This is a genomic window from Calothrix sp. NIES-2098, from assembly GCF_963875125.1.
In the GTDB taxonomy this organism is placed as follows: Bacteria; Cyanobacteriota; Cyanobacteriia; order Cyanobacteriales; family Nostocaceae; genus Aulosira.
In genome coordinates this window covers 6,987,069-7,006,194 of record NZ_CAWNKJ010000001.1, presented here as the reverse complement: position 1 = coordinate 7,006,194, position 19,126 = coordinate 6,987,069, and the positions used below count along the sequence as shown (strand labels likewise).

Genomic DNA, 19,126 nt, shown 5'->3' with positions numbered 1-19,126 from the left:
ATTAATAAAATGCAGAATAGGCTTTTTCTCTCTTGGTTCAAAACAGTATGGCCTGCTTTCATAGCTTTATACTGCATCATGTTTGCTCCCAAGGCGATCGCGGATACTTTTGACAAAGACGTGTCTGAGTTTGTCTCTGGAGGCGGTACTGCACTTTATTTAGGTGCTGGTGTCGCCCTACCGCTGTTGCTCGATGGTAAACAAGGCGGACAACGTTCTCTGCGGGCGCTAGACTCTCTCGGTACGAGTACTCTACTGTGTATTGCTTTAAAAGAAGTAACTGATGTGAAGCGCCCGGATTCCGACGCGCGCGATAGTTTCCCCAGCTGTCATGCGACAGCAGCATTTGCGATCGCAACTGTCCAAAGTCACTACCATCCCGGTTCTGCTATCCTCTGGTATTCTGGTGCGTCTTTGATCGCCTATTCACGGGTAAACCTCAATCGCCATCGAGTTACGGAAGTGCTGGCTGGGGCTGCACTGGGATATCTCACAGCGAAATTGGAGTTGAGCCAAAAGCACGGGCTGATATTATTTCCGATTATTAGCAGTGATGATTCTGGCGGCTCGCTTGTCGGATTACAGGTAGTTGGATCTTTTTGAGCAAATACCAATCAAATATTTATTTGGGTAAACGCAGATCGGTGGCGATCGCATAGAAGTAAGGTTGAAATATAGCCCAATCTTCTAACTTGTCAAATTTGCCTGTTGCGGAAGCTGGATCGAAGGCACTACTAATAACGTAAAGAGCAGTACCATCAAAAGTGACATAATCGATGTGTTGCTCCTGTACTCCACCTTGCTGCTTGAGTCCAGTAAACCCATAGCGGATTCCGGGTAGTTTACCAATAGTTACTGCTTGTGGGGGGTGGGCTGAAAAAATAATCTGGTTTTTATAAGTAACCTGACGGTCTTGGGCGATCGTATTATAGTGGTCTGCGACCCAAGCCTTTAGTGCTGTCAATAGCTGGGGTTGGTACTGAGGATTTTGGTAATCTACTTTACTACCTGCTGGAATCCCTGCTGCTTCTAGTTGCTTTTGGAAAGCCGGATTTTTTTCCAACGAGTAAACCCCAATCTCAACTGTACCTAAAATTTTTCCTTTGCTGGAGACGCATAAAAGCGGTGCATTACCCTTACAAGGCGCAACTTGCCAATCACCTGGTGCTGAGGTATTACCGAGGAGATTCTGCCAAATATTCCCTTCCTCAGTCGGAATAGGAGTAGGGTTAGGTTTTGTTGAAGTTTGTATTACTAGCGGTTTCTGCTCGGGATTTTTTTGAGAAATCAGCTCAGAACCATATTTTACCCCCACTGGGATTAATGCTACCAAGGCAGCACCAATTAATAGATGATAAAGGCGCAACATTTTTCTGAAAATCTAGAGTCAGAGGTTGTGGGATGAAAATCTAAAAAAAAGATATATCTAAATTGTTATAAGTTCCACAAAAGCAAATTTTATACTTAGTTGCATTGACCTCATAAATTTGTAGTAGCACTGAAATCAAAGACAGTGCTACTACTAAAATTTTTAATTATTGATGTGTGACTACTTATTTACGCTTTTCCAGGTCAAGTCACCAAGCTAGTCGAAGAGAAAATTTCTAGGAAATTTTATCTGTAGCGAGAACGTTGTCTACGACTTTGCTTGTGTCTAGCAACTGCTTTGCGCTTCTCTTTTTCTAGAGGTGTCTCAAAGTGACGCTTTTTGCGCATATCTTGGAAAATTCCTGCTTTAGAAACTTCCCGCTTAAATCTTCGTAAAGCTGATTCAATACCTTCGTTCTCTCCTAATACTACTTGTGTCATTCTCATTCCTCCTCAATTATGGATGAATAGACAAAATAAAATATTCCAGCAGAATTGAGCCTTTGGCTTTATCTGCTGGAGACTCTAGATTTTTAAGTTTTCAGCACCAGGCTTAGTAACGGCGATTATTACGGTTGTTATTGCCCCAGCCACCACGAGAAGAACTTCTTTCTTCACGAGGCTTCGCCTTATTAACTTTTAAATCGCGCCCCATCCACTCTGCACCATCTAGTGCATCAATGGCAGCTATTTCTTGAGCATCGGTTTCCATTTCTACAAATGCAAAACCACGTGGCCGACCTGTCTCTCTATCAGTAGGTAATTGAACGCGATTAACGGTTCCATATTCTGCGAAAGCCCTTTTCAGGTCTTCCTCAGTCACCTGATAAGACAAGTTTCCAACGTAAATTGACATGTTTTGTCTCCGAATTCAGAAAAGTGTAGAGAGTTAGATTCGGAGAGGCGCTTTTGAGAAATCAAAACGAATAACTCAACCGAAAATAATCTTTATATCCACTAGTGTAGCACAGCATTTGAAAATTAACTCCTACGGAGTTAGATTTCTAAGGTATAAATTGTCAGCCGAGCAACGAAAGCTGCTATTTCTGACTATATTTTTGCGCGTATTCAATTATTGCACAGTAATTGCATTTTTTAACACAAAATTTTTGCCAAATACTAATTGCCTACAATAGAAATTGAAGAGTTCCTAAATTAGGACATAGTCATGCACTGATTCTTTAAATATTTTAGCTATTAGGGAATTGAGCTAAAATATTTTCTGCTTCTTTGCACAAAATTTCGTGATACTGACCGTTACTAGCAAGCAATCCCCCCCATTGATTGATATCATCGGTGTTGTAATACAAAGGTGAGCCATCAAAGTGTGTGAAATTACCACCAGCTTCTGTCAAAATTAGTTCTGGTGCTGCTATGTCCCAATCTTTAGGAGCAGATTTACCAGAAAGAGAAATATATACATCTGCTTGTTGCTCAACAATAGCTGCGACTTTGCAACCTACACTCCCAACCGCTTTTTGATTTTTACAAGGTAAATTTTGCAGCAGGTAATTTAATCTTTGATTGCGATGAGAGCGACTAACTACTAAAGTTAAATCTTCAAGGCGCTTTTTATCTAAACCTAATGACATTTTTAAGGCAACAGAAGCATTACGGGTTTCGACAAATGTACCCCCGCCTTTAGTAGCATAATACAACTTTTCTGCCTCTGGTATTGCTACAACAGCAAGTACTGGGCGTGTTTCTTTGATTAAAGCAATATGAATTGCATAATCTCCGGTTTTATCGATAAAATCTCGCGTGCCATCTAAAGGGTCGATAATCCATACCCAGCTAGAATTATGGCGATTTAATTGTGATTGATAGGTTTCTTCACTGATATAAGTAAAATCTTCATTACCTAAAGCTGCTTGTAGCCGATCTAAAATGTATTGACTGGTAGCTATATCTGCAACGGTGACAGGCTCATTTTGTTTATATTGCACTTCGAGATTAGAGTCTTTAACAGTGCCGCGATAATAAGACCGGAGTATATCTGCTGCTCCCCATCCTACCTGACGAGCGATCGCTAAAATTTCTTGTAAATCTTTCATTGATTCAGCTTTCTGTAAGTTTATCTCATCACTGCTGTGCATCCATCCAACGGCGAGTGCCGAAATATTGGCAAGCTTTAGCAGCTACTTTAGCTGCTTGAGCCAAGGTATCAGTGAAGCTTTCTTGTAAAATGTAATGGCAAAAGGCACCGTGAAAAATATCTCCAGCCCCCAGTGTATCAACTGCGGAAATGGTCGGCACATCTACAATACCAGTATTACCACAACTTAAGTATGCAATTGGCTGTTCTCCGTGAGTAATGGCGATGTGGGGAATTGCTAGAGAACTCAGATAGGCAAACACTTCTGCTGCTGTGTGACAGTTGGGGGGATAAAAATTACTAGAACAAATAGCGTAATCTACAAAAGGTAAGAGTTTCTCAAAACCAGGCTTCCAACTACCACCATCGATGACAATTGAGATATTTTTAGCTTTAGCCATTTGCGCGATCGCTATCCCAACTTCCATTTGATGACCATCAATCAGCACTATATCAATATTTTGCAAAATATCTGAGGGCACAGATGCACTACTAGCTTGAGTTTTGACTGCATTAATCGAAACTACAGCCCTTTCGCCTGTAGATTGGGTAACAATAATCGAAGAGACTGGTACAGATGTTGTAGTGTGAGGGTCAAGATCTGCGATCGCTACTGTGTAATTTTCTAAATCTGTACGAATTAGTTGCGTTATTGGGTGAGAACCAACTACACCCAAAACTGTGCTTTGGTTTCCTAAATAACTAAAGGTGACAGCCGCATTCGTCGCCGGGCCACCTGCGGCTACAGTATAGTCAGTTGCTACTAGCTTCTGATTATTTTGTGGGGCAGACTCAGCTAGATAAATAAAATCTAAAGTTACTAAACCTACAAATAAACCTCGATAGAATTTTTTATTGGTCATTAGTCATTTGTGTTTGTTTTGTGTAGTCTCGATTAACCTCTAAGAACTATTGATAGTCAAGAAAGTTTTGATTTGATTAAGGCCTTAAATCTGTAATTAGACGTAGAAACCTATATGTTACGTCTGTACCAGGATAGGTTATAAAAACAGATAAATTTGATAGGTTGGTGATAGGGTGGATGAACAAGATCTGCCTTGATTTCCAAGGAATTGCTTATGAATTATCAGAAGCTAGACGCAGCGCTGGCGACAGCACTCAATGAAGTACAAGATCCAGAAACAGCGAGTTTGACAGTTTTTATTCATACTGAACCTGTTTTAGACTCGACTGCAACTGCTGTGCTAGAAAATTTAGGTGTCAGTGGCGTCACTGAGGGAAAGGATATTTTCACCGCAACTCTTTCGCCAAATGCCATTGCCCAATTATCTGAGCAACCTTGGGTGCAATATCTCAAGTTATCGCAGAAATTGCATTTAGTTAATACAAAGTTAAATTTTCGGAAATTGAGCGTTTAATATTTTGGCGATCGCATCTTGGTGGTAACACCCATCTCAAATTGTCTTAGCCCAAAACTGCGAGCCAGCGGTAAAAACTTGTAAGTAGAATTTGACAATAATTCTTAATTTTATAAGTAAGCACTTTGTTATGTGTAAAACCTTGGTTACAGTATTTGGTACTGTCCACAAAATTCGCTTTGATGCAAACAAGTCGCGATTTGGCATTTCATAGATTGCTTTATTGTCAAACCTATGGAGCGATCGCTGTAATTTATTAAGTGCTGAATAATACACAATTCTTAAGGCTGTAGTTATTGGCAGCGACATTGATTACCGAGAGCATTCTGTAAAATTCACTAAGCAGAATCTGCGATCCCCCCTTATCAGCTGCCACATACAGTCATAAACTGAAGGTGAGAGTTGAAAGGCAGTCGGGAGACATTTTGTGAAAAAAGTTTTAGCAATCATTCTCGGTGGTGGTGCAGGTACTCGCCTTTACCCGTTAACTAAACTACGGGCAAAACCAGCCGTACCAGTTGCAGGGAAGTACCGCTTAATCGATATCCCTGTCAGCAACTGCATAAATTCGGAAATATTTAAAATCTACGTCCTGACACAATTCAACTCAGCGTCCCTGAATCGCCACATTGCGCGTGCCTACAACTTTAGTGGCTTCAGCGAAGGCTTTGTTGAAGTCTTAGCGGCACAGCAAACCCCAGAAAACCCCAATTGGTTCCAAGGTACAGCTGATGCTGTGCGTCAGTATATCTGGCTGTTGGAAGAATGGGATGCAGAGGAATACTTGATCCTCTCAGGAGATCACCTTTATCGGATGGATTACCGCGAGTTTATCCAACGCCATAGAGAAACAGGTGCGGATATTACTCTTTCAGTTATTCCCATTGACGATCGCCGCGCCTCAGATTTTGGCTTGATGAAAATTGATGAATCCGGTAGGGTGGTCGACTTTAGCGAAAAACCCAAAGGTGAAGCTTTAGCGCAAATGCGCGTCGATACTACAATCCTCGGATTGAATCCAGAACAAGCTCAACTCCAACCCTACATCGCTTCGATGGGGATTTATGTCTTTAAGAAAGATGTTTTGATCAAGTTATTGCGAGAATCCATAGAAAGTACGGATTTTGGTAAAGAGATCATTCCCGATGCTGCTAAAGATTACAACGTTCAAGCTTACTTATTTGATGGTTATTGGGAAGATATTGGAACCATCGAAGCGTTTTATAATGCCAACTTGGCGCTGACTCAGCAACCCCAACCGCCCTTTAGTTTCTATGATGAAAAAGCGCCAATTTATACCCGCGCTCGTTACTTGCCTCCCACGAAGTTGTTAGACTGTAATATCACACAATCAATCATCGGTGAAGGTTGTATTCTGAAAAATTGTCGCATTGAACACTCAGTGTTGGGAGTGCGATCGCGCATTGAATCTGGTAGCATCATCGAAGAATCCCTAATTATGGGTGCCGACTATTACCAACCTTCTGTGGAACGTCAATGTAACTTGTTCAAAGATGAGGTTTCCGTCGGTATCTGTGCAGATACCATTGTTCGCCGTGCGATTATTGATAAAAACGCCCGCATCGGTCGAGATGTCAAAATTATCAATAAAGACAACGTACAAGAAGCCGATCGCGAAAGTCAGGGCTTTTACATCCGCAGTGGTATTGTAGTCGTGTTAAAAAATGCTGTCATTCCCGATGGGACAATTATTTAGTCATTAGTCAAGAGTCATGAGTCAAAAGTCATTGGTCAAAATATTTACTTTGGACTTTGGACTCTGAACAAATGACTAAGCTTTTTTTACTAATCGGTCTTCCTGGTAGTGGTAAGTCAACCTGGGCCAAAAAGTTGCTGACAGAATGCCCCCAAATGCTGCTAATTTCTACAGATGCGATTCGGGGGCGTCTGTTTGGCGATGAAGGCATTCAAGGGTCATGGCTGCTAATTTGGCAGGAAATTCAGCAGCAACTACAACGGGCTATTATCCTAGATCGAACAACGATTTACGACGCTACTAACACCCAGCGTCGCCATCGCCGTGAGATTATTACCCTAGCCCGCAACTTGGGTTTTAGGGAAATTATGGGGATTTGGGCAGATACTCCATTGTGGCTGTGTTTGGCACGAAATCAAAAACGCGATCGCCAGGTTCCCGAAGAAATCATCTTGAGAATGCATTACCAACTCCGGGATGCCCCGCCAAACTTAGAAGAAGGGCTAGATTGCCTAATTCGTCTTTCGCAATTGCGGGAGTACGGAAATTTCCCTCATCCTGCGAGCAAGAACCCCACTTGATTTTCTACGATCTTTGTTAATTTAAAATCAGAATCTATATTGCCCGGTATTATACCTGGCAGAATCATAAATCTCATATCTTAGAAAAATAACATAACAGAAATTTCTAGAGGAGGCTGGTAGATGGCTGCAACCGACTTCAAAGACTATTATTCAATTTTGGGAGTTAGTAAGACTGCCACTCCAGAGGAAATTAAACAAGCTTTTCGTAAATTAGCCCGTAAGTTTCATCCTGATGTCAATCCAGGCAATAAACAGGCAGAGGCGCGTTTCAAAGAAGTAAACGAAGCCTATGAAGTTTTGTCAGATCCAGACAAGCGCAAAAAGTATGACCAATTTGGTCAATATTGGAAACACGCTGGTGAAGGTTTCCCGGCGGGTGGGGCTGGGGTTGATATGGGTGGCTTTGACTTCAGCCAATACGGCAGCTTTAATGATTTCCTCAATGAGTTGTTTGGTGGTGCTGGCCCTCGCAGCAGTCGCCAAAGCTATTCTTATCGTACTTCCACAGGTAGACCTGGCGGTTTTGGCGGGTTCAATGATTTTGGTTTTCAGGATGTAGGTGCGGGTGCAGGTGCTAGCCAAGATAGCGAAGCTACGATTACTCTTAGTTTTGGCGAAGCATTTTCTGGCGTGCAAAAGCGCTTCAGCTTAGGCAATGAAACAATTGATGTGCGTATCCCCGCTGGTGCGAAACCTGGTACTCGTCTGCGCGTGCGAGGCAAAGGTCAAATCAACCCTATGACCCAACAACGGGGTGACTTGTACTTAAAGGTAGAATTTCAGCCCCACTCATTCTTCCAAATGGAAGGTGATAATCTGGTTTGCGAAGTACCGATTACACCCGATGAAGCTACATTAGGAGCTTCAATTGATGTTCCCACGCCTGATGGTTCGGTGAACGTCAAGTTACCTGCGGGAGTACGTTCTGGTCAATCCTTGCGTTTGCGTGGCAAAGGTTGGCCTCTAGCTAAGGGTGGACGTGGCGATCAGTTGGTGAAGGTGGCGATTGTTCCACCAAAAGACCTTAGCCAACAAGAACGGGAATATTATGAAAAAATCCGAGCTATACGCACCTATAATCCCCGCAGTCATTTGCAACAGGTCAAGCTGTAACATCATGCTTCATCGCGCCCAGAATTTCCATCTGTGGCGCGAAGCCATTTTAATTATTTCATTTCCAGAATTTTTCTCCCTGCTCCCTGCTCCCCTGCCTAATTATTGGGGTTGATTTTTCGCCATTAAAACTTTTATTCGAGACTTAAACGCTTCAATTGTCTCTGGGGTAGGTTGGGTAGTTTGCCAGGATGGACGTTGCATAATGCGATCGCACCAAGCACTGAGTTTAGGATTTAAAGTTACTCCCATTTGCGGTAGCCAGGGAATGCTACTACCAGCAACAATATCAGCAAGAGTTAATTGTTCGCTACCAAAAAAAGGGCGATCGCTTAGTAGTTCTTCAAAAAAAGCCAGTACAGTGGCTGTTTTCTGCTTTGCTTCCTCTATCTTCTGCAGATCGTCGTCCAAGCCAATCATTTGCCGAAACAGTGGATTCATGCCAGGTAATAACTCATTTATCGTCACCATTTCTACCATCCGCACCGTGGCTAAAGCCTTCGCTTCTTTAGGCAGCAAAGCAGGTGTGGAGTACTTGGCTTCTAGATAATCCAGAATTGCTAAGGATTCCACTACCCTAAAGCCATCATCAACTAACACGGGAATATGATGGAAAGGATTGAGGGCTATAAACTCTGGTTGAAACTGATCGCCATCCAGTTTCATTTCTATCAATTCAAAATCCAGTTCTTTTTCCAGCAAAGCAATCCAAGGGCGGCGAGAGTTCACCGAAATGGGCTGGTGGTAAAGTTTTAGCATCAGAAATTCCCTCTGCTGTCATCAGTATGAGTTTAATTCTTCAACTTGCTTTTTGCTGTGCCATTCTGGCGGCCATGCGAGCCTTGAGCATTTCTAGAGGCACTTCCGTAGCTTGCCATGATGGTCGTGCGAGTAAGCGATGACACCAAGCACTGAGTTTTGGATAATCTTTTAAGGAGACACCTCCTTTTGGCAACCAGGGTATTAAGGTTCCAGCAACAGGTTCAGCTAAAGTGATGCGATCGCTACCAAAGTAAGGGCGATCGTCTAGTAAACTCTCAAAAAAGTTCAGCACTGTTAATGCTTTCTGCTGTGCTTGCTCAATCTTTTCTGGATCGCCGCCAGGAAAGCCTAGCATTTGCGGAGTCAAAGGCATAATGGCCGATAACAACTCATTGATCGTGACCATTTGTACCATTCGCGCGATCGCTAAATCCTTGGCATCTTTAGGCAGCATTGCAGGCGTAGGATACTTTGCTTCTAGATAGTCCAAAATAGCTATCGATTCTACTATATGAAAACCTTCATCTTCTAAAACTGGAATGTGATGAAAAGGATTCATTGCCAAAAACTCAGGTTTAAACTGTTCTCCATCCAGTTTTACTTCTACTAGTTCAAATTCCAATCCTTTTTCTAGCAGTGTAATCCAGACTCGGCGGGAGTTAGGAGACATTGGAGAATGATAAAGTTTCAGCATAAGCTAATCTCAAGCCTTGTAAGTATGCAAAGCAATGTCAATTTTATAGCTTATAAGTAATTCCGCCAATCCAAATAAATTATGTAATTTTTTGTGATAAAAAATGAAAAAATAAAAATGGAAAAAGATAAAAGGTCATATTTTTCCTGTTCTCTTTTCCAATTTATGTTTATCAAAGAGTAAGTTTTCTTAACTTATTTCTACTTCGCTAATAAATCAAATTTTTCTAATAAAATCTCAACACTGGCATTATGATCCAAAAAAGAAAATAAATGAAAGTAGCGAAGTTTGCCGTCTTTATCTAATACAAACTGTGCTGGTAAAGGCGCTCCTAAAGCTTGGCCTACTCGATATTTACGAAATAATCGACAGCTAGGGTCACTTAATAAAGGCATTTTTAAGCCTAAATCTCTCACAACTATTTGGGTTTGCTTTTCGTCAGTGCTAGTAATCATCAAAACTTCTATACCACGCTCTTTAAATTGCTCGTAGTTCTCATTCAAAGATTTGATGTGAGGATAGCAAAATGGACAATATTGCTTTTCTGTAAATATCCGTGTAAAAGCAAGTAAAACTGGTTGCTTACCTCTATAATTTGATAACTTCACCAAACTGCCATTGGTAATATCTGGTAATTGAAAATCTGGTGTTCCCACATCCAGCCTTAACTGAGTTATAGCTGGAATTGGCAAGAAATTGCGGAAGAAACGCTCGTTTAATAAGCCGCTAAAATCTGTTGAAGTTAGCATAATTTTATCCCTGTTTGTTTAAAGTCTATCGTCAAGAGTCAAGGGAAGAAGAAACACAAATGTCCCTAATTCAATCCTAAGACATGAAAAAACCACAGATAGGCACTGAAGTTGACACGGATTCATTATGTATCTGTGTTCATCGTGGTTATCTGTGGTGATAAATGATACTGCTCTTCGATCCAGTATACTGCGTTGTAGTTTTCTGGCAAGAGAAAGCTAGACAGCAGAGAAGTAAACTTTAGATTTCACCGGATCGGGATTCATGGTTTTATCCCCAGGTTGCCAACCAGCTGGGCAAACTTCGTCGGGGTGAGACTGAACGTACTGAATAGCTTGTAATGTCCGTAGGGTTTCATCAACGCTACGACCAAAAGCTAGGTTGTTAATGGTAGAGTGCTGGATGACACCATCTTTATCGATGATGAACAAGCCGCGCAGGGCAATACCTGCTGCTGGGTCAAGAACGTTGTAAGCTGCACTCACTTCTTTCTTAATGTCAGCAACTAGAGGATAATTTAGGTCGCCAACACCACCAGATTTGCGGTCAGTTTGAATCCAAGCTAGGTGAGAGAACTCGCTATCAACGGAAACACCAAGAATTTCGGTGTTAATTTTCTTGAATTCTTCGTAGCGATCGCTAAATGCTGTGATCTCAGTGGGACAAACAAAGGTAAAGTCTAGGGGATAAAAGAATAGAACAACATACTTACCGCGATAGTCGGAAAGTTTGATGGTCTTAAATTCCTGATCCACGACAGCTGTTGCTGTAAAGTCTGGAGCCTGTTGACCAACGCGGAGGCATCCTTCTGTTCCGTAAGTGAGGGACATTATCCTAATTCTCCTTCAACTTATATCCATTTACTAGCGTTGGATTTCGGGTCAGTAAAAACTTTCCCATCCACGCTGTCACAGTTTAATTACGATCTGTTACGACTATATCATAGTCATAACGATTTTGAGTAGCAAATGGCAGATTTAGATCAAAGAGAGTGGTTGCTCACCAATGGCTTAGGTAGTTTTGCCAGTGGTACAGTTTCGGATATCCGTACACGTACTTATCATGGTTGGTTATTTGCCGCTACAAACCCCCCTTCTGGGCGTACCCTGCTGCTTTCGCACTTAGAAGCTAGCCTAGAAGTGCAAGGGAAAGTTGTGGCACTAGGGACGAATTACTGGGGTAGCGATCGAATTGAACCCACTGGCTACGAACTTTTACGCTGTTTTGATATTAACCCAGTTCCCAAATGGATTTGGGGCGAGGAGAACTGGCAACTAAGTAGACAATTAATCATGCCCTATGGTTTGGTAGAGCCAAAGACCAGTAAAGATTCTTCCTCATATTCCACACCCCACCCCACTTTGTGCGATCGCCTTTTGATTCAGTATCGCTACGAAGGTAGGGAAGCAGCAATTTTGCGGCTACGATTGCTGATTGGCGATCGCGACTTTCACCACCAACAAACAGCCTCTCCAGAATTACACTTTTCGCAAGTGCTGTTGCCCCAGCAACTTTGCTTGCAAGCAATAAGAGGGGACAGCTTTGGCACTCCTTGGCATTTACGTTGGACAGATGGAGACTATCGACCTGATGAAGTATGGTACTGGGATTACCGATTACCAGAAGAAACGCGACGGGGATTAGGCGATCGCGAAGACCTCTATAGCCCTGGTTATTTAATAGTTACTCTCAAACCAGGAGATGTCGTAACTTTAGAAGCCAGAGTCGGCTTTCCCAATCCACAGCCAGATACCCTCAGTTGTGAAACTTTTACAGAAGCTATAGAGGCGGAGGAAGAAAGACTTGCCCAGATTTTTGGATGGGATCGGGGGGGGACGGGGGATAAGGAGAGCCACTGCGTTGCGCGGGTTCCCCGCGTTGTAGCAAGTGGCGTAGACAAGGAAGAAAATGCTTCTTGGTCTCAATCTCCAATTTGGCAGCAATTACTGAAAGCTAGCGATCGCTTTGTTGTGTATCGAGCTTCGATTGCCGGGCCGACTGTGATTGCTGGTTATCATTGGTTTAATGATTGGGGGCGCGATACTTTAATTGCCTTACCAGGGTTAGCATTAGTTCCAAAACGCTTTGAACTGGCAAAAGGTCTTTTGCGAACTTTTGGGCATTACTGTCGCCAAGGTCTTATTCCCAATGCATTTCCTGATGTTGGTGGTGAGCCTTTTTACAACAGTATTGATGCAGCACTATTGTGGATAGAAACCCTAGGGCTGTACTTGGAAGCTACCCAAGACTGGCAGTTTTTGTCAGAGCAATTCCCTGTAGTGCAGCAAATTCATAAAGCATTTGTCGGTGGCACTCGCTACAATATTCACGTTGATGCTACCGATTGGCTGGTGAGTTGGAATGCTCGGAACGTAGCTTTAACCTGGATGGATGCGGTAGTTGGACGGGAACCCGTGACTCCTCGCCTCGGTAAGCCAGTGGAAATTAATGCCCTGTGGTATTCTGCCTTGTGTTGGCTGAGTCAGTGGGCAGAAAAATTAAGCCAAATTCAAGATAGTAATTCCTCAGAACGTCTAGCAAAGCAAGCACAGCGTTATGCCCAGCAAGCACAACAGGTAAAAGACTCGCTCCAAAAATTTTGGAATCCCAAACTCTGCTACTTATACGACACCATCGAATTAGACGATCGCCGTAATTCCCAAATTCGCCCCAACGCAGTTTTCGCTCTATCCTTGCATCATTGTGGGTTTTCCCAAGCACAAGGGCGTCAGGTACTTGCAGTAGCAACTTCCAGTTTACTTACCCCCTATGGACTGCGCAGCCTCGATCCAGGCGATCCCCAATATATCGGGAAATACCAAGGTACTCCAGAGGAGCGCGATCGCGCCTACCACCAAGGTACAGTTTGGAGTTGGCTAATTGGCCCCTTTATACGCGCTTGGCAGCGTTTTCATCCAGAAACACCACAGCCTTTTGATTGGCAACCCCTGCTACAACACTTCTTGCATGATGCTTGTATTGGCTCAATTTCTGAGATTTTTGATGGCGATGCACCTCACAAACCCAAAGGCGCGATCGCTCAAGCTTGGTCGGTTGCAGAAGTTATTCGTTATTTACCTAAATCTCAGCTTTAGCAGCACAATAAAATTTCCCCACAAATGGTTGATAACTTGACATAGAACTTGCCAGAGCCACAACCAGTTGTGGGGAGAGTTAAGATCAAATTAGAAATGTTATCGATTTTGAGTGCTGAGATTTAGCACTCACTGTAGCGAACAAAAAGTCCACTACTCAAAAAAACACCACTTTGTATCAAGACATTGCTTGAATAATGTAATCAAAGTATGGTGCTGCTTCAGCAGCGTCTTCTCCACTCAGTAAGTCAAGGGAGGCTTTTTTCAAGGAATTGATAGCTTCTACCATTCCAGGTACGGGAACGCCCAGTGAATTGTACATTTCCCGCACACCAATCAAACCAATTTTTTCAATTGGCTCTTTGTCGCCAGCAAGTACGCCGTAGGTAATCAGGCGCAAATACCAGCCAAAGTCACGAATACATAGAGAACGCTGACGTTCGCCGTAAGCGTTACCACCAGGAGAGATGAAGTCAGGACGCTTCTGCCACAATTGTTTGGTTGCTTCCTGAACAATCTTTTTTTCATTCTCAGCTAGGGTGGCAGCAATCCGTGTCCGCTTTGCGCCGGTTTGCATAAAAGCTTGGATACTTTTCAGTTCACCACTGCTGGGATAACGCAGTTCATCGTCGGCTTGGAGAATAACTTGGCTAATTACAGTCATGATTATTGCAATCACGCGAAATATTATTTGCTAGTTTAACGAGTCTGAGGTACACAAGTGAAGGGCTAAAAGTTGGGATGTATTGAAATGAAACGATTGATGAGTGGAGATGAAGAAGCAGAGGGGCAGGGAGCAGGGAGCAGAGGGGAGAAGAAATATATAACCTTTGACTCTGGACTCTTGACTCTGGACTAATGACTAATGACCAATGACAAATGACCAATGACAAATACAATTTGGCAACAGGGTGAACTAATTGAAATAGCGATCGCGGATTTGAGCGATACAGGCGATGGTGTAGGACGGTATAACGATCGCGTCGTTTTTGTACCGGATACTGTACCAGGCGATCGCGTTGAAGTTCGCTTGGTACACGTGAAACCGAAATACGCTCACGGCAAACTTCAGCAACTATTGCAACCATCGCCCCATCGCCAACGGCCAAGTTGCATTGTGGCTGATAAGTGTGGTGGTTGCCAATGGCAGCATATTAACTATGAATTCCAACTACAAGCCAAGCACAATCAAGTTATCCAAGCTTTAGAACGTATTGGCGGTTTTATCCAACCACCAGTAGACCCCGTACTAGCTCCTACTTCACCTTTGGGCTATCGGAACAAAGCTACATATCCCCTTCACAAATCTTCAACAGGGCAGGTACAAGCTGGTTACTACCAAAAAGCCAGCCATCAATTAATTAACTTGAATCAATGCCCAGTGCAAGACTCCAGATTAAATCCTCTACTTGCAGAGGTGAAACAGGATATTCAAAAGCGGGGTTGGCAAATTTATAACGAACAGCGTCACCAAGGGCAAATTCGTCATCTGGGTTTACGCATCGGACGCCGCACAGGAGAAATATTGTTGACTCTAGTTGTTAAGGACTGGAATTTACCAGAAATTGAAACCCAAGCCCAAGAGTGGTTACAACGCTATCCCCAATTGGTCGGAGTATCATTAAATCGCAACCCTGCTCGTACAAATGCAATCTTTGGCAGCGAAACTCGTTGTATTGCTGGTATGCCATACTTGCGAGAAAAATTTGCGGGATTGGAATTTCAGGTACTTCCGGATACGTTTTTTCAGGTTTATACTGAAACAGCGGAGGCACTTTTAGAAGTGATTCAGTCAGAACTGAATCTTCAAGGGTATGAGGTGTTGGTTGATGCCTACTGCGGTATAGGAACTTTAACGTTGCCTTTGGCAAAAAAAGTACGACAAGCTACTGGGCTCGAAGTACAACCAGAGGCAGTAAAACAAGCAATTTTAAATGCTCAACGTAATGGAATTAATAATGTTACTTTCCAAACTGGGGCAGTAGAAAAATTGTTGCCACAGATGGAAAATGTACCAGATGTGGTATTACTCGATCCGCCACGCAAAGGGTGCGATCGCTCTGTTATGGAAACTTTACGGCAAGTGAAACCATCTCAGATTGTTTACGTCAGCTGTAAAGTTGCCACCCTCGCTCGTGACTTGAAATTGCTTTGCCAAGATAAGCTCTATACGCTCAAACGCATACAACCAGCCGATTTTTTCCCCCAAACTGCTCACGTAGAAGCAGCCGCATTTCTTGTGTTGTCACACCTAGACGGGGGGAGTGCCACCTTGACAAAAACTCAAATTTGAAATTTGTAGTCTAGTGCATACTAAAAATGCTAAAATTGAATTAAGCTAAAAATAGGTTTGATTTTGTTTAAAAAATTAAAGTTGCATAGACTCTAAAAATTATGAATTAGATTGTTTAAATGGCAAATCGGCAACCAGACATAGCATAAAAATGCTATTTTTAAATCCCAGCATTTTTTGAGTTAATGACTGCCTTTGGAGCTTACTCCCAGCCGTTTTAAATATTAAGCAATCTCAAATCATTAACAGAGTCAATGCTCCCTAGCATTTTCAATATTTAGTTTTAAAGACGCAAGTTTGAAGGCAACATGACCACCTCAATATTTATCAGGGTGCCTGTAATAGCAAACTGATGTCTAGCTAACTGAAGGCTACGGGGTTTCTCTTGTGATTACCATCTCGCTCCGTCCAGTTGGACGTTATTGGGGCACTATTAGTTTTGCCTCAACTCTCTATCTATGTCCAATCTTAGATTTACTGTTGGCAGAGATTCCACCACAATTACAAGCCGAGCTGCGCCTAGGGCTTCAAGAAGCTTTAGTAAATGCAGCCAAACATGGCAATAATCTCGATCCTAGTAAAACGGTAGTAGTTCGTTTTTCGTTAATAGATAATCAATATTGGTGGATCATATCAGATCAAGGTAGCGGCTTTGCTCCTACATCTGACTCCGACGCTGATTGCGATCCCGATCCAACAGATTATCTTCCACCAGATGAAGCAGAAAGTGGTCGAGGTCTTTGTCTCCTCCATCAAATTTTCGATCAGGTAGAGTGGAATCGCAAAGGCACAGAATTAAGGCTTTGCAAACAGCTAGAACATCGCCCTCGGCTAGCTTTGCGGCGATGAACAAGAGGCAAGGGAGCAGGGAGCAGGGAATATTTTTTCCCGATCCCTCTTAATACCTGCGATCTTCCTTACTTTTTCTCACCATGACTAGGACAAGGGGGAGCAGAAATAGAACGATCTAACCAACCAGTAGCCTGTTCTAATCTTGCGAGAGCTTCTTGTGGCTGATCTTTGAGGAGAAACACCAGCGCTGCGGCGGCTTGTTCACGAGCGCGGAAATTGCGGTTAGACTTGAGGCGATGCCAATCGTTAGGAGTAATACTTAGCCTTTCCATGAGGGCTTGGGCTAGTTCCAAATTGCTAAATTCATTCAGTTGACTGGTTTTAGGCAGCTGGGTTTGAGACATGACTCTAAGTGCTGAGTATTAGGTGCTGAGTGATTCCATAGTCTCAATTTTTGCTATTTGACTATTGGCAGACTCACATTTAATCATAGTTTACTACTGCAAAATGAAGCCGCCTAAACAGTTTTCTAATTCGTCGCCAGATAAAAATCCAGAACCAGAATTTGCCCAAGAACTTGAAGAACTAGAGCGATCGCTTCTATCCTTAAAAGAACGCTACACCCAAGTAGAAAGCGATCGCGAACAAAAAGCGCAATTGCAACAGCGTCGTCAAGACTTACAGCAAAATAAAAAGCCCACCCCAGAAATCAAAGCAGAGTTAAAGCACATTCAACAGCAGTTGGAAGTACTAGAAATAAACTTAGAAAGTCAGTTATTCTCTTGGCGTAGCTTTAAGAAACCTTTCTGGCAAGCCGTCCGCTTTGGGGGAATGGGCGTTATCATAGGCTGGATATTAAAGTCCTGTGCTGGGTAAATTATGGTAAATCGACGGATTGCAGAAATATTGCGAAGTGGTCAACCTGATGAGTCCCTCTTGGTTCAAGGCTGGGTGCGGACAAAACGCGAGTCTAAAGGGTTTGCTTTTATTGAAGTCAATGACGGCTCATCACTAGCTAATTTGCAAATCGTGATTAATCAGGATTTGCCAGATTACGAAGCTATTTTAAAAAGTTTTAATACAGGTGCAGCGGTAGAAGTTAGTGGAGTTTTGGTAGCATCCCTAGGTAAAGGACAGCGGATTGAACTGAAAGCAGAAACCGTGAAAGTATACGGGGAAGCCGATCCCGAAACATACCCACTACAAAAGAAACGCCATTCCTTTGAATTTTTGCGCACCATTGGACATTTGCGATCGCGGACAAATTCCTTTGGTGCAGTTTTCCGCGTCAGAAATGCTTGTTCTACCGCAATTCATCAATTTTTCCAAGAAAGAGGCTTTTTGTGGGTACACACACCCATCATCACTGCTAGCGATTGCGAAGGCGCAGGGGAACTATTTAGCGTCACCAGCTTCGATCTGAAAAATATTCCCCGTACAGAGAACCAAGCAGTAGATTACAGCCAAGACTTTTTTGGTAAACCGACATATTTAACTGTTAGCGGACAGTTAGAAGCGGAAGTTATGGCGATGGCGTTTAGTAATGTCTACACCTTTGGCCCTACCTTCCGGGCGGAAAACTCCAACACCTCTCGCCACCTAGCAGAATTTTGGATGGTTGAGCCAGAAATGGCTTTTTGCGACCTAGAAGGTGATATGGATTTAGCTGAGGCGTTTCTCAAATACATTTTTCAATATGTGTTGGAAAAATGCCCAGAAGATATGGAATTTTTTAATCAGCGTATTGATAACACTGTATTAGCAACAGCCGAAAATATTATTAATAATCAATTTGAACGCTTAACTTATACAGATGCGATCGCACTTTTAGAAAAAGCTGATGTCAAGTTTGATTATCCTGTGAGTTGGGGCTTAGATTTACAATCCGAACACGAGCGCTATTTGGCAGAGCAACTGTTTAAGAAACCCGTTATCGTGACTGATTATCCAGCGCAAATCAAAGCTTTTTATATGCGGTTAAACGATGATGAAAAGACTGTGCGCGCAATGGATATTCTTGCACCAAAAATCGGTGAAATTATTGGCGGTTCTCAACGGGAAGAACGTTTAGACGTGCTAGAACGCCGCGTAGTAGCGCAAGGAATGAAGCCAGAGGATTTGTGGTGGTATCTCGATTTGCGCCGCTTTGGTACTGTACCTCACGCTGGTTTTGGCTTGGGTTTTGAACGACTTGTGCAATTTATGACGGGGATGGGAAATATTAGGGATGTAATACCCTTCCCACGCACCCCACTAAATGCTGAGTTTTAACCCAGCCAGATATTAGCAAGGGATTGTGAGGAAGGGCTGGCATTTTGGGTGAGCTTCTACATCGAAAATGAACGTTATGCCTTAACAAGCGAACCGACAGTGGAAGTAGTACAGGTTGTCAACGTCAAAACCCTTCCTCATAAACCTGATTATTTTGCTGGTGTATTTAACTATCGAGAGCAATCGTTAACGATATACTCATGGCAGTAGAAG

Annotated in this window: 22 protein-coding genes; 11 read left to right on the top strand and 11 right to left on the bottom strand. The window is 42.8% G+C overall.

All coding sequences use genetic code 11. From position 1 onward, the window contains the following. Window positions 1–78 precede the first annotated feature (78 nt). The gene (locus AACU33_RS29330; RefSeq protein ID WP_096595430.1) at window positions 79–603 is read left to right on the top strand and encodes a phosphatase PAP2 family protein; all 525 of its coding nucleotides are present in this window, start codon (window positions 79–81) and stop codon (window positions 601–603) included. A 19-nt stretch (window positions 604–622) separates the two neighbouring features. Here the strand turns inward: AACU33_RS29330 and AACU33_RS29325 are convergent, their stop codons facing one another. The 5 genes from AACU33_RS29325 to AACU33_RS29305 all read right to left on the bottom strand — a co-directional run bounded on the left by AACU33_RS29325 (window position 623) and on the right by AACU33_RS29305 (window position 4,326). Beyond that, complete coding sequence (locus AACU33_RS29325) at window positions 623–1,369, bottom strand: hypothetical protein (protein WP_096593574.1); 747 nt, start codon at window positions 1,367–1,369, stop codon at window positions 623–625. 245 nt (window positions 1,370–1,614) lie between these two features. Continuing rightward, entirely contained in the window at window positions 1,615–1,809 is a 195-nt protein-coding gene (rpsU, locus tag AACU33_RS29320; RefSeq protein WP_086682360.1) for a 30S ribosomal protein S21, read from the bottom strand. A gap of 112 nt (window positions 1,810–1,921) precedes the next feature. Next, a complete protein-coding gene (locus AACU33_RS29315) occupies window positions 1,922–2,224 on the bottom strand; it encodes an RNA recognition motif domain-containing protein (protein ID WP_096593572.1) in 303 nt (100 codons plus the stop codon). 334 nt (window positions 2,225–2,558) lie between these two features. Further along, window positions 2,559–3,422 carry an inositol monophosphatase family protein gene (locus AACU33_RS29310; protein ID WP_096593569.1) on the bottom strand — a complete coding sequence of 288 codons (864 nt, stop codon included), beginning with the start codon at window positions 3,420–3,422 and terminating at the stop codon, window positions 2,559–2,561. 28 nt (window positions 3,423–3,450) lie between these two features. Continuing rightward, window positions 3,451–4,326, bottom strand: coding sequence for a sugar kinase (locus AACU33_RS29305; protein ID WP_096593566.1), 876 nt, complete (start codon window positions 4,324–4,326; stop codon window positions 3,451–3,453). Between the two features lie 216 nt (window positions 4,327–4,542). Between AACU33_RS29305 and AACU33_RS29300 the strand changes: the two genes are divergently transcribed. From AACU33_RS29300 to AACU33_RS29285, 4 genes are all read left to right on the top strand, one after another. After that, the gene (locus AACU33_RS29300; protein ID WP_096593564.1) at window positions 4,543–4,842 is read left to right on the top strand and encodes a hypothetical protein; all 300 of its coding nucleotides are present in this window, start codon (window positions 4,543–4,545) and stop codon (window positions 4,840–4,842) included. Between the two features lie 427 nt (window positions 4,843–5,269). Further along, window positions 5,270–6,559, top strand: coding sequence for a glucose-1-phosphate adenylyltransferase (locus tag AACU33_RS29295; RefSeq protein WP_096593561.1), 1,290 nt, complete (start codon window positions 5,270–5,272; stop codon window positions 6,557–6,559). Between the two features lie 71 nt (window positions 6,560–6,630). Beyond that, window positions 6,631–7,140: an AAA family ATPase gene (locus AACU33_RS29290; RefSeq protein WP_096593559.1), complete on the top strand. Its 510-nt coding sequence runs from the start codon at window positions 6,631–6,633 to the stop codon at window positions 7,138–7,140. Between the two features lie 123 nt (window positions 7,141–7,263). Beyond that, window positions 7,264–8,256 (top strand): DnaJ C-terminal domain-containing protein, encoded by a 993-nt coding sequence (locus AACU33_RS29285; RefSeq protein ID WP_096593556.1) that lies wholly within the window; start codon window positions 7,264–7,266, stop codon window positions 8,254–8,256. Window positions 8,257–8,358: 102 nt separating this feature from the next. Here AACU33_RS29285 and AACU33_RS29280 read toward each other — a convergent pair whose 3' ends face one another. The 4 genes from AACU33_RS29280 to AACU33_RS29265 form a co-directional block, all read right to left on the bottom strand. Further along, complete coding sequence (locus AACU33_RS29280) at window positions 8,359–9,015, bottom strand: glutathione S-transferase family protein (protein ID WP_096593554.1); 657 nt, start codon at window positions 9,013–9,015, stop codon at window positions 8,359–8,361. Window positions 9,016–9,055: 40 nt separating this feature from the next. Further along, entirely contained in the window at window positions 9,056–9,712 is a 657-nt protein-coding gene (locus AACU33_RS29275) for a glutathione S-transferase family protein (protein ID WP_096593551.1), read from the bottom strand. A gap of 200 nt (window positions 9,713–9,912) precedes the next feature. After that, window positions 9,913–10,461, bottom strand: coding sequence for a peroxiredoxin family protein (locus AACU33_RS29270; RefSeq protein ID WP_096593549.1), 549 nt, complete (start codon window positions 10,459–10,461; stop codon window positions 9,913–9,915). A gap of 219 nt (window positions 10,462–10,680) precedes the next feature. Next, a complete protein-coding gene (locus AACU33_RS29265; RefSeq protein WP_096593546.1) occupies window positions 10,681–11,292 on the bottom strand; it encodes a peroxiredoxin in 612 nt (203 codons plus the stop codon). A gap of 138 nt (window positions 11,293–11,430) precedes the next feature. On the opposite strand from AACU33_RS29265, the gene AACU33_RS29260 reads away from it, so the two are divergent. After that, the gene (locus AACU33_RS29260; protein WP_096593544.1) at window positions 11,431–13,557 is read left to right on the top strand and encodes an amylo-alpha-1,6-glucosidase; all 2,127 of its coding nucleotides are present in this window, start codon (window positions 11,431–11,433) and stop codon (window positions 13,555–13,557) included. Window positions 13,558–13,735: 178 nt separating this feature from the next. Here the strand turns inward: AACU33_RS29260 and AACU33_RS29255 are convergent, their stop codons facing one another. Next, window positions 13,736–14,221 carry an allophycocyanin subunit alpha-B gene (locus tag AACU33_RS29255; protein ID WP_096593541.1) on the bottom strand — a complete coding sequence of 162 codons (486 nt, stop codon included), beginning with the start codon at window positions 14,219–14,221 and terminating at the stop codon, window positions 13,736–13,738. 222 nt (window positions 14,222–14,443) lie between these two features. Here AACU33_RS29255 and rlmD point away from each other — a divergent pair, with 222 nt between their 5' ends. Further along, complete coding sequence (gene rlmD / locus AACU33_RS29250) at window positions 14,444–15,850, top strand: 23S rRNA (uracil(1939)-C(5))-methyltransferase RlmD (RefSeq protein ID WP_096593539.1); 1,407 nt, start codon at window positions 14,444–14,446, stop codon at window positions 15,848–15,850. Window positions 15,851–16,237: 387 nt separating this feature from the next. Further along, window positions 16,238–16,699, top strand: a complete 462-nt coding sequence (locus tag AACU33_RS29245; protein WP_096593536.1) for an ATP-binding protein — start codon at window positions 16,238–16,240, stop codon at window positions 16,697–16,699. A 68-nt stretch (window positions 16,700–16,767) separates the two neighbouring features. Here the strand turns inward: AACU33_RS29245 and AACU33_RS29240 are convergent, their stop codons facing one another. Next, on the bottom strand, window positions 16,768–17,046 hold the full coding sequence (locus AACU33_RS29240) for a DUF6439 family protein (protein WP_096593533.1): 279 nt from the start codon (window positions 17,044–17,046) through the stop codon (window positions 16,768–16,770). A 103-nt stretch (window positions 17,047–17,149) separates the two neighbouring features. On the opposite strand from AACU33_RS29240, the gene AACU33_RS29235 reads away from it, so the two are divergent. From AACU33_RS29235 to AACU33_RS29225, 3 genes are read left to right on the top strand one after another with little or no spacing between them, the layout of a single operon-like run. After that, a complete protein-coding gene (locus AACU33_RS29235; RefSeq protein WP_096593531.1) occupies window positions 17,150–17,518 on the top strand; it encodes a hypothetical protein in 369 nt (122 codons plus the stop codon). Between the two features lie 3 nt (window positions 17,519–17,521). Beyond that, window positions 17,522–18,913: an asparagine--tRNA ligase gene (asnS, locus tag AACU33_RS29230; protein ID WP_096593528.1), complete on the top strand. Its 1,392-nt coding sequence runs from the start codon at window positions 17,522–17,524 to the stop codon at window positions 18,911–18,913. Between the two features lie 48 nt (window positions 18,914–18,961). Next, window positions 18,962–19,123, top strand: a complete 162-nt coding sequence (locus AACU33_RS29225; protein WP_339376360.1) for a chemotaxis protein CheW — start codon at window positions 18,962–18,964, stop codon at window positions 19,121–19,123. Window positions 19,124–19,126 lie beyond the last annotated feature (3 nt).

Bases quoted from the DNA above. Each gene is read 5' to 3' on its own strand.
- AACU33_RS29330 (WP_096595430.1), top strand. From the start codon at position 79: ATGTTTGCTCCCAAGGCGATCGCGGATACTTTTGACAAAGACGTGTCT.
- AACU33_RS29325 (WP_096593574.1), bottom strand. From the start codon at position 1,369: ATGTTGCGCCTTTATCATCTATTAATTGGTGCTGCCTTGGTAGCATTA.
- rpsU (WP_086682360.1), bottom strand. From the start codon at position 1,809: ATGACACAAGTAGTATTAGGAGAGAACGAAGGTATTGAATCAGCTTTA.
- AACU33_RS29315 (WP_096593572.1), bottom strand. From the start codon at position 2,224: ATGTCAATTTACGTTGGAAACTTGTCTTATCAGGTGACTGAGGAAGAC.
- AACU33_RS29310 (WP_096593569.1), bottom strand. From the start codon at position 3,422: ATGAAAGATTTACAAGAAATTTTAGCGATCGCTCGTCAGGTAGGATGG.
- AACU33_RS29305 (WP_096593566.1), bottom strand. From the start codon at position 4,326: ATGACCAATAAAAAATTCTATCGAGGTTTATTTGTAGGTTTAGTAACT.
- AACU33_RS29300 (WP_096593564.1), top strand. From the start codon at position 4,543: ATGAATTATCAGAAGCTAGACGCAGCGCTGGCGACAGCACTCAATGAA.
- AACU33_RS29290 (WP_096593559.1), top strand. From the start codon at position 6,631: ATGACTAAGCTTTTTTTACTAATCGGTCTTCCTGGTAGTGGTAAGTCA.
- AACU33_RS29285 (WP_096593556.1), top strand. From the start codon at position 7,264: ATGGCTGCAACCGACTTCAAAGACTATTATTCAATTTTGGGAGTTAGT.
- AACU33_RS29280 (WP_096593554.1), bottom strand. From the start codon at position 9,015: ATGCTAAAACTTTACCACCAGCCCATTTCGGTGAACTCTCGCCGCCCT.
- AACU33_RS29275 (WP_096593551.1), bottom strand. From the start codon at position 9,712: ATGCTGAAACTTTATCATTCTCCAATGTCTCCTAACTCCCGCCGAGTC.
- AACU33_RS29270 (WP_096593549.1), bottom strand. From the start codon at position 10,461: ATGCTAACTTCAACAGATTTTAGCGGCTTATTAAACGAGCGTTTCTTC.
- AACU33_RS29265 (WP_096593546.1), bottom strand. From the start codon at position 11,292: ATGTCCCTCACTTACGGAACAGAAGGATGCCTCCGCGTTGGTCAACAG.
- AACU33_RS29260 (WP_096593544.1), top strand. From the start codon at position 11,431: ATGGCAGATTTAGATCAAAGAGAGTGGTTGCTCACCAATGGCTTAGGT.
- AACU33_RS29255 (WP_096593541.1), bottom strand. From the start codon at position 14,221: ATGACTGTAATTAGCCAAGTTATTCTCCAAGCCGACGATGAACTGCGT.
- rlmD (WP_096593539.1), top strand. From the start codon at position 14,444: ATGACAAATACAATTTGGCAACAGGGTGAACTAATTGAAATAGCGATC.
- AACU33_RS29240 (WP_096593533.1), bottom strand. From the start codon at position 17,046: ATGTCTCAAACCCAGCTGCCTAAAACCAGTCAACTGAATGAATTTAGC.
- AACU33_RS29235 (WP_096593531.1), top strand. From the start codon at position 17,150: ATGAAGCCGCCTAAACAGTTTTCTAATTCGTCGCCAGATAAAAATCCA.
- asnS (WP_096593528.1), top strand. From the start codon at position 17,522: ATGGTAAATCGACGGATTGCAGAAATATTGCGAAGTGGTCAACCTGAT.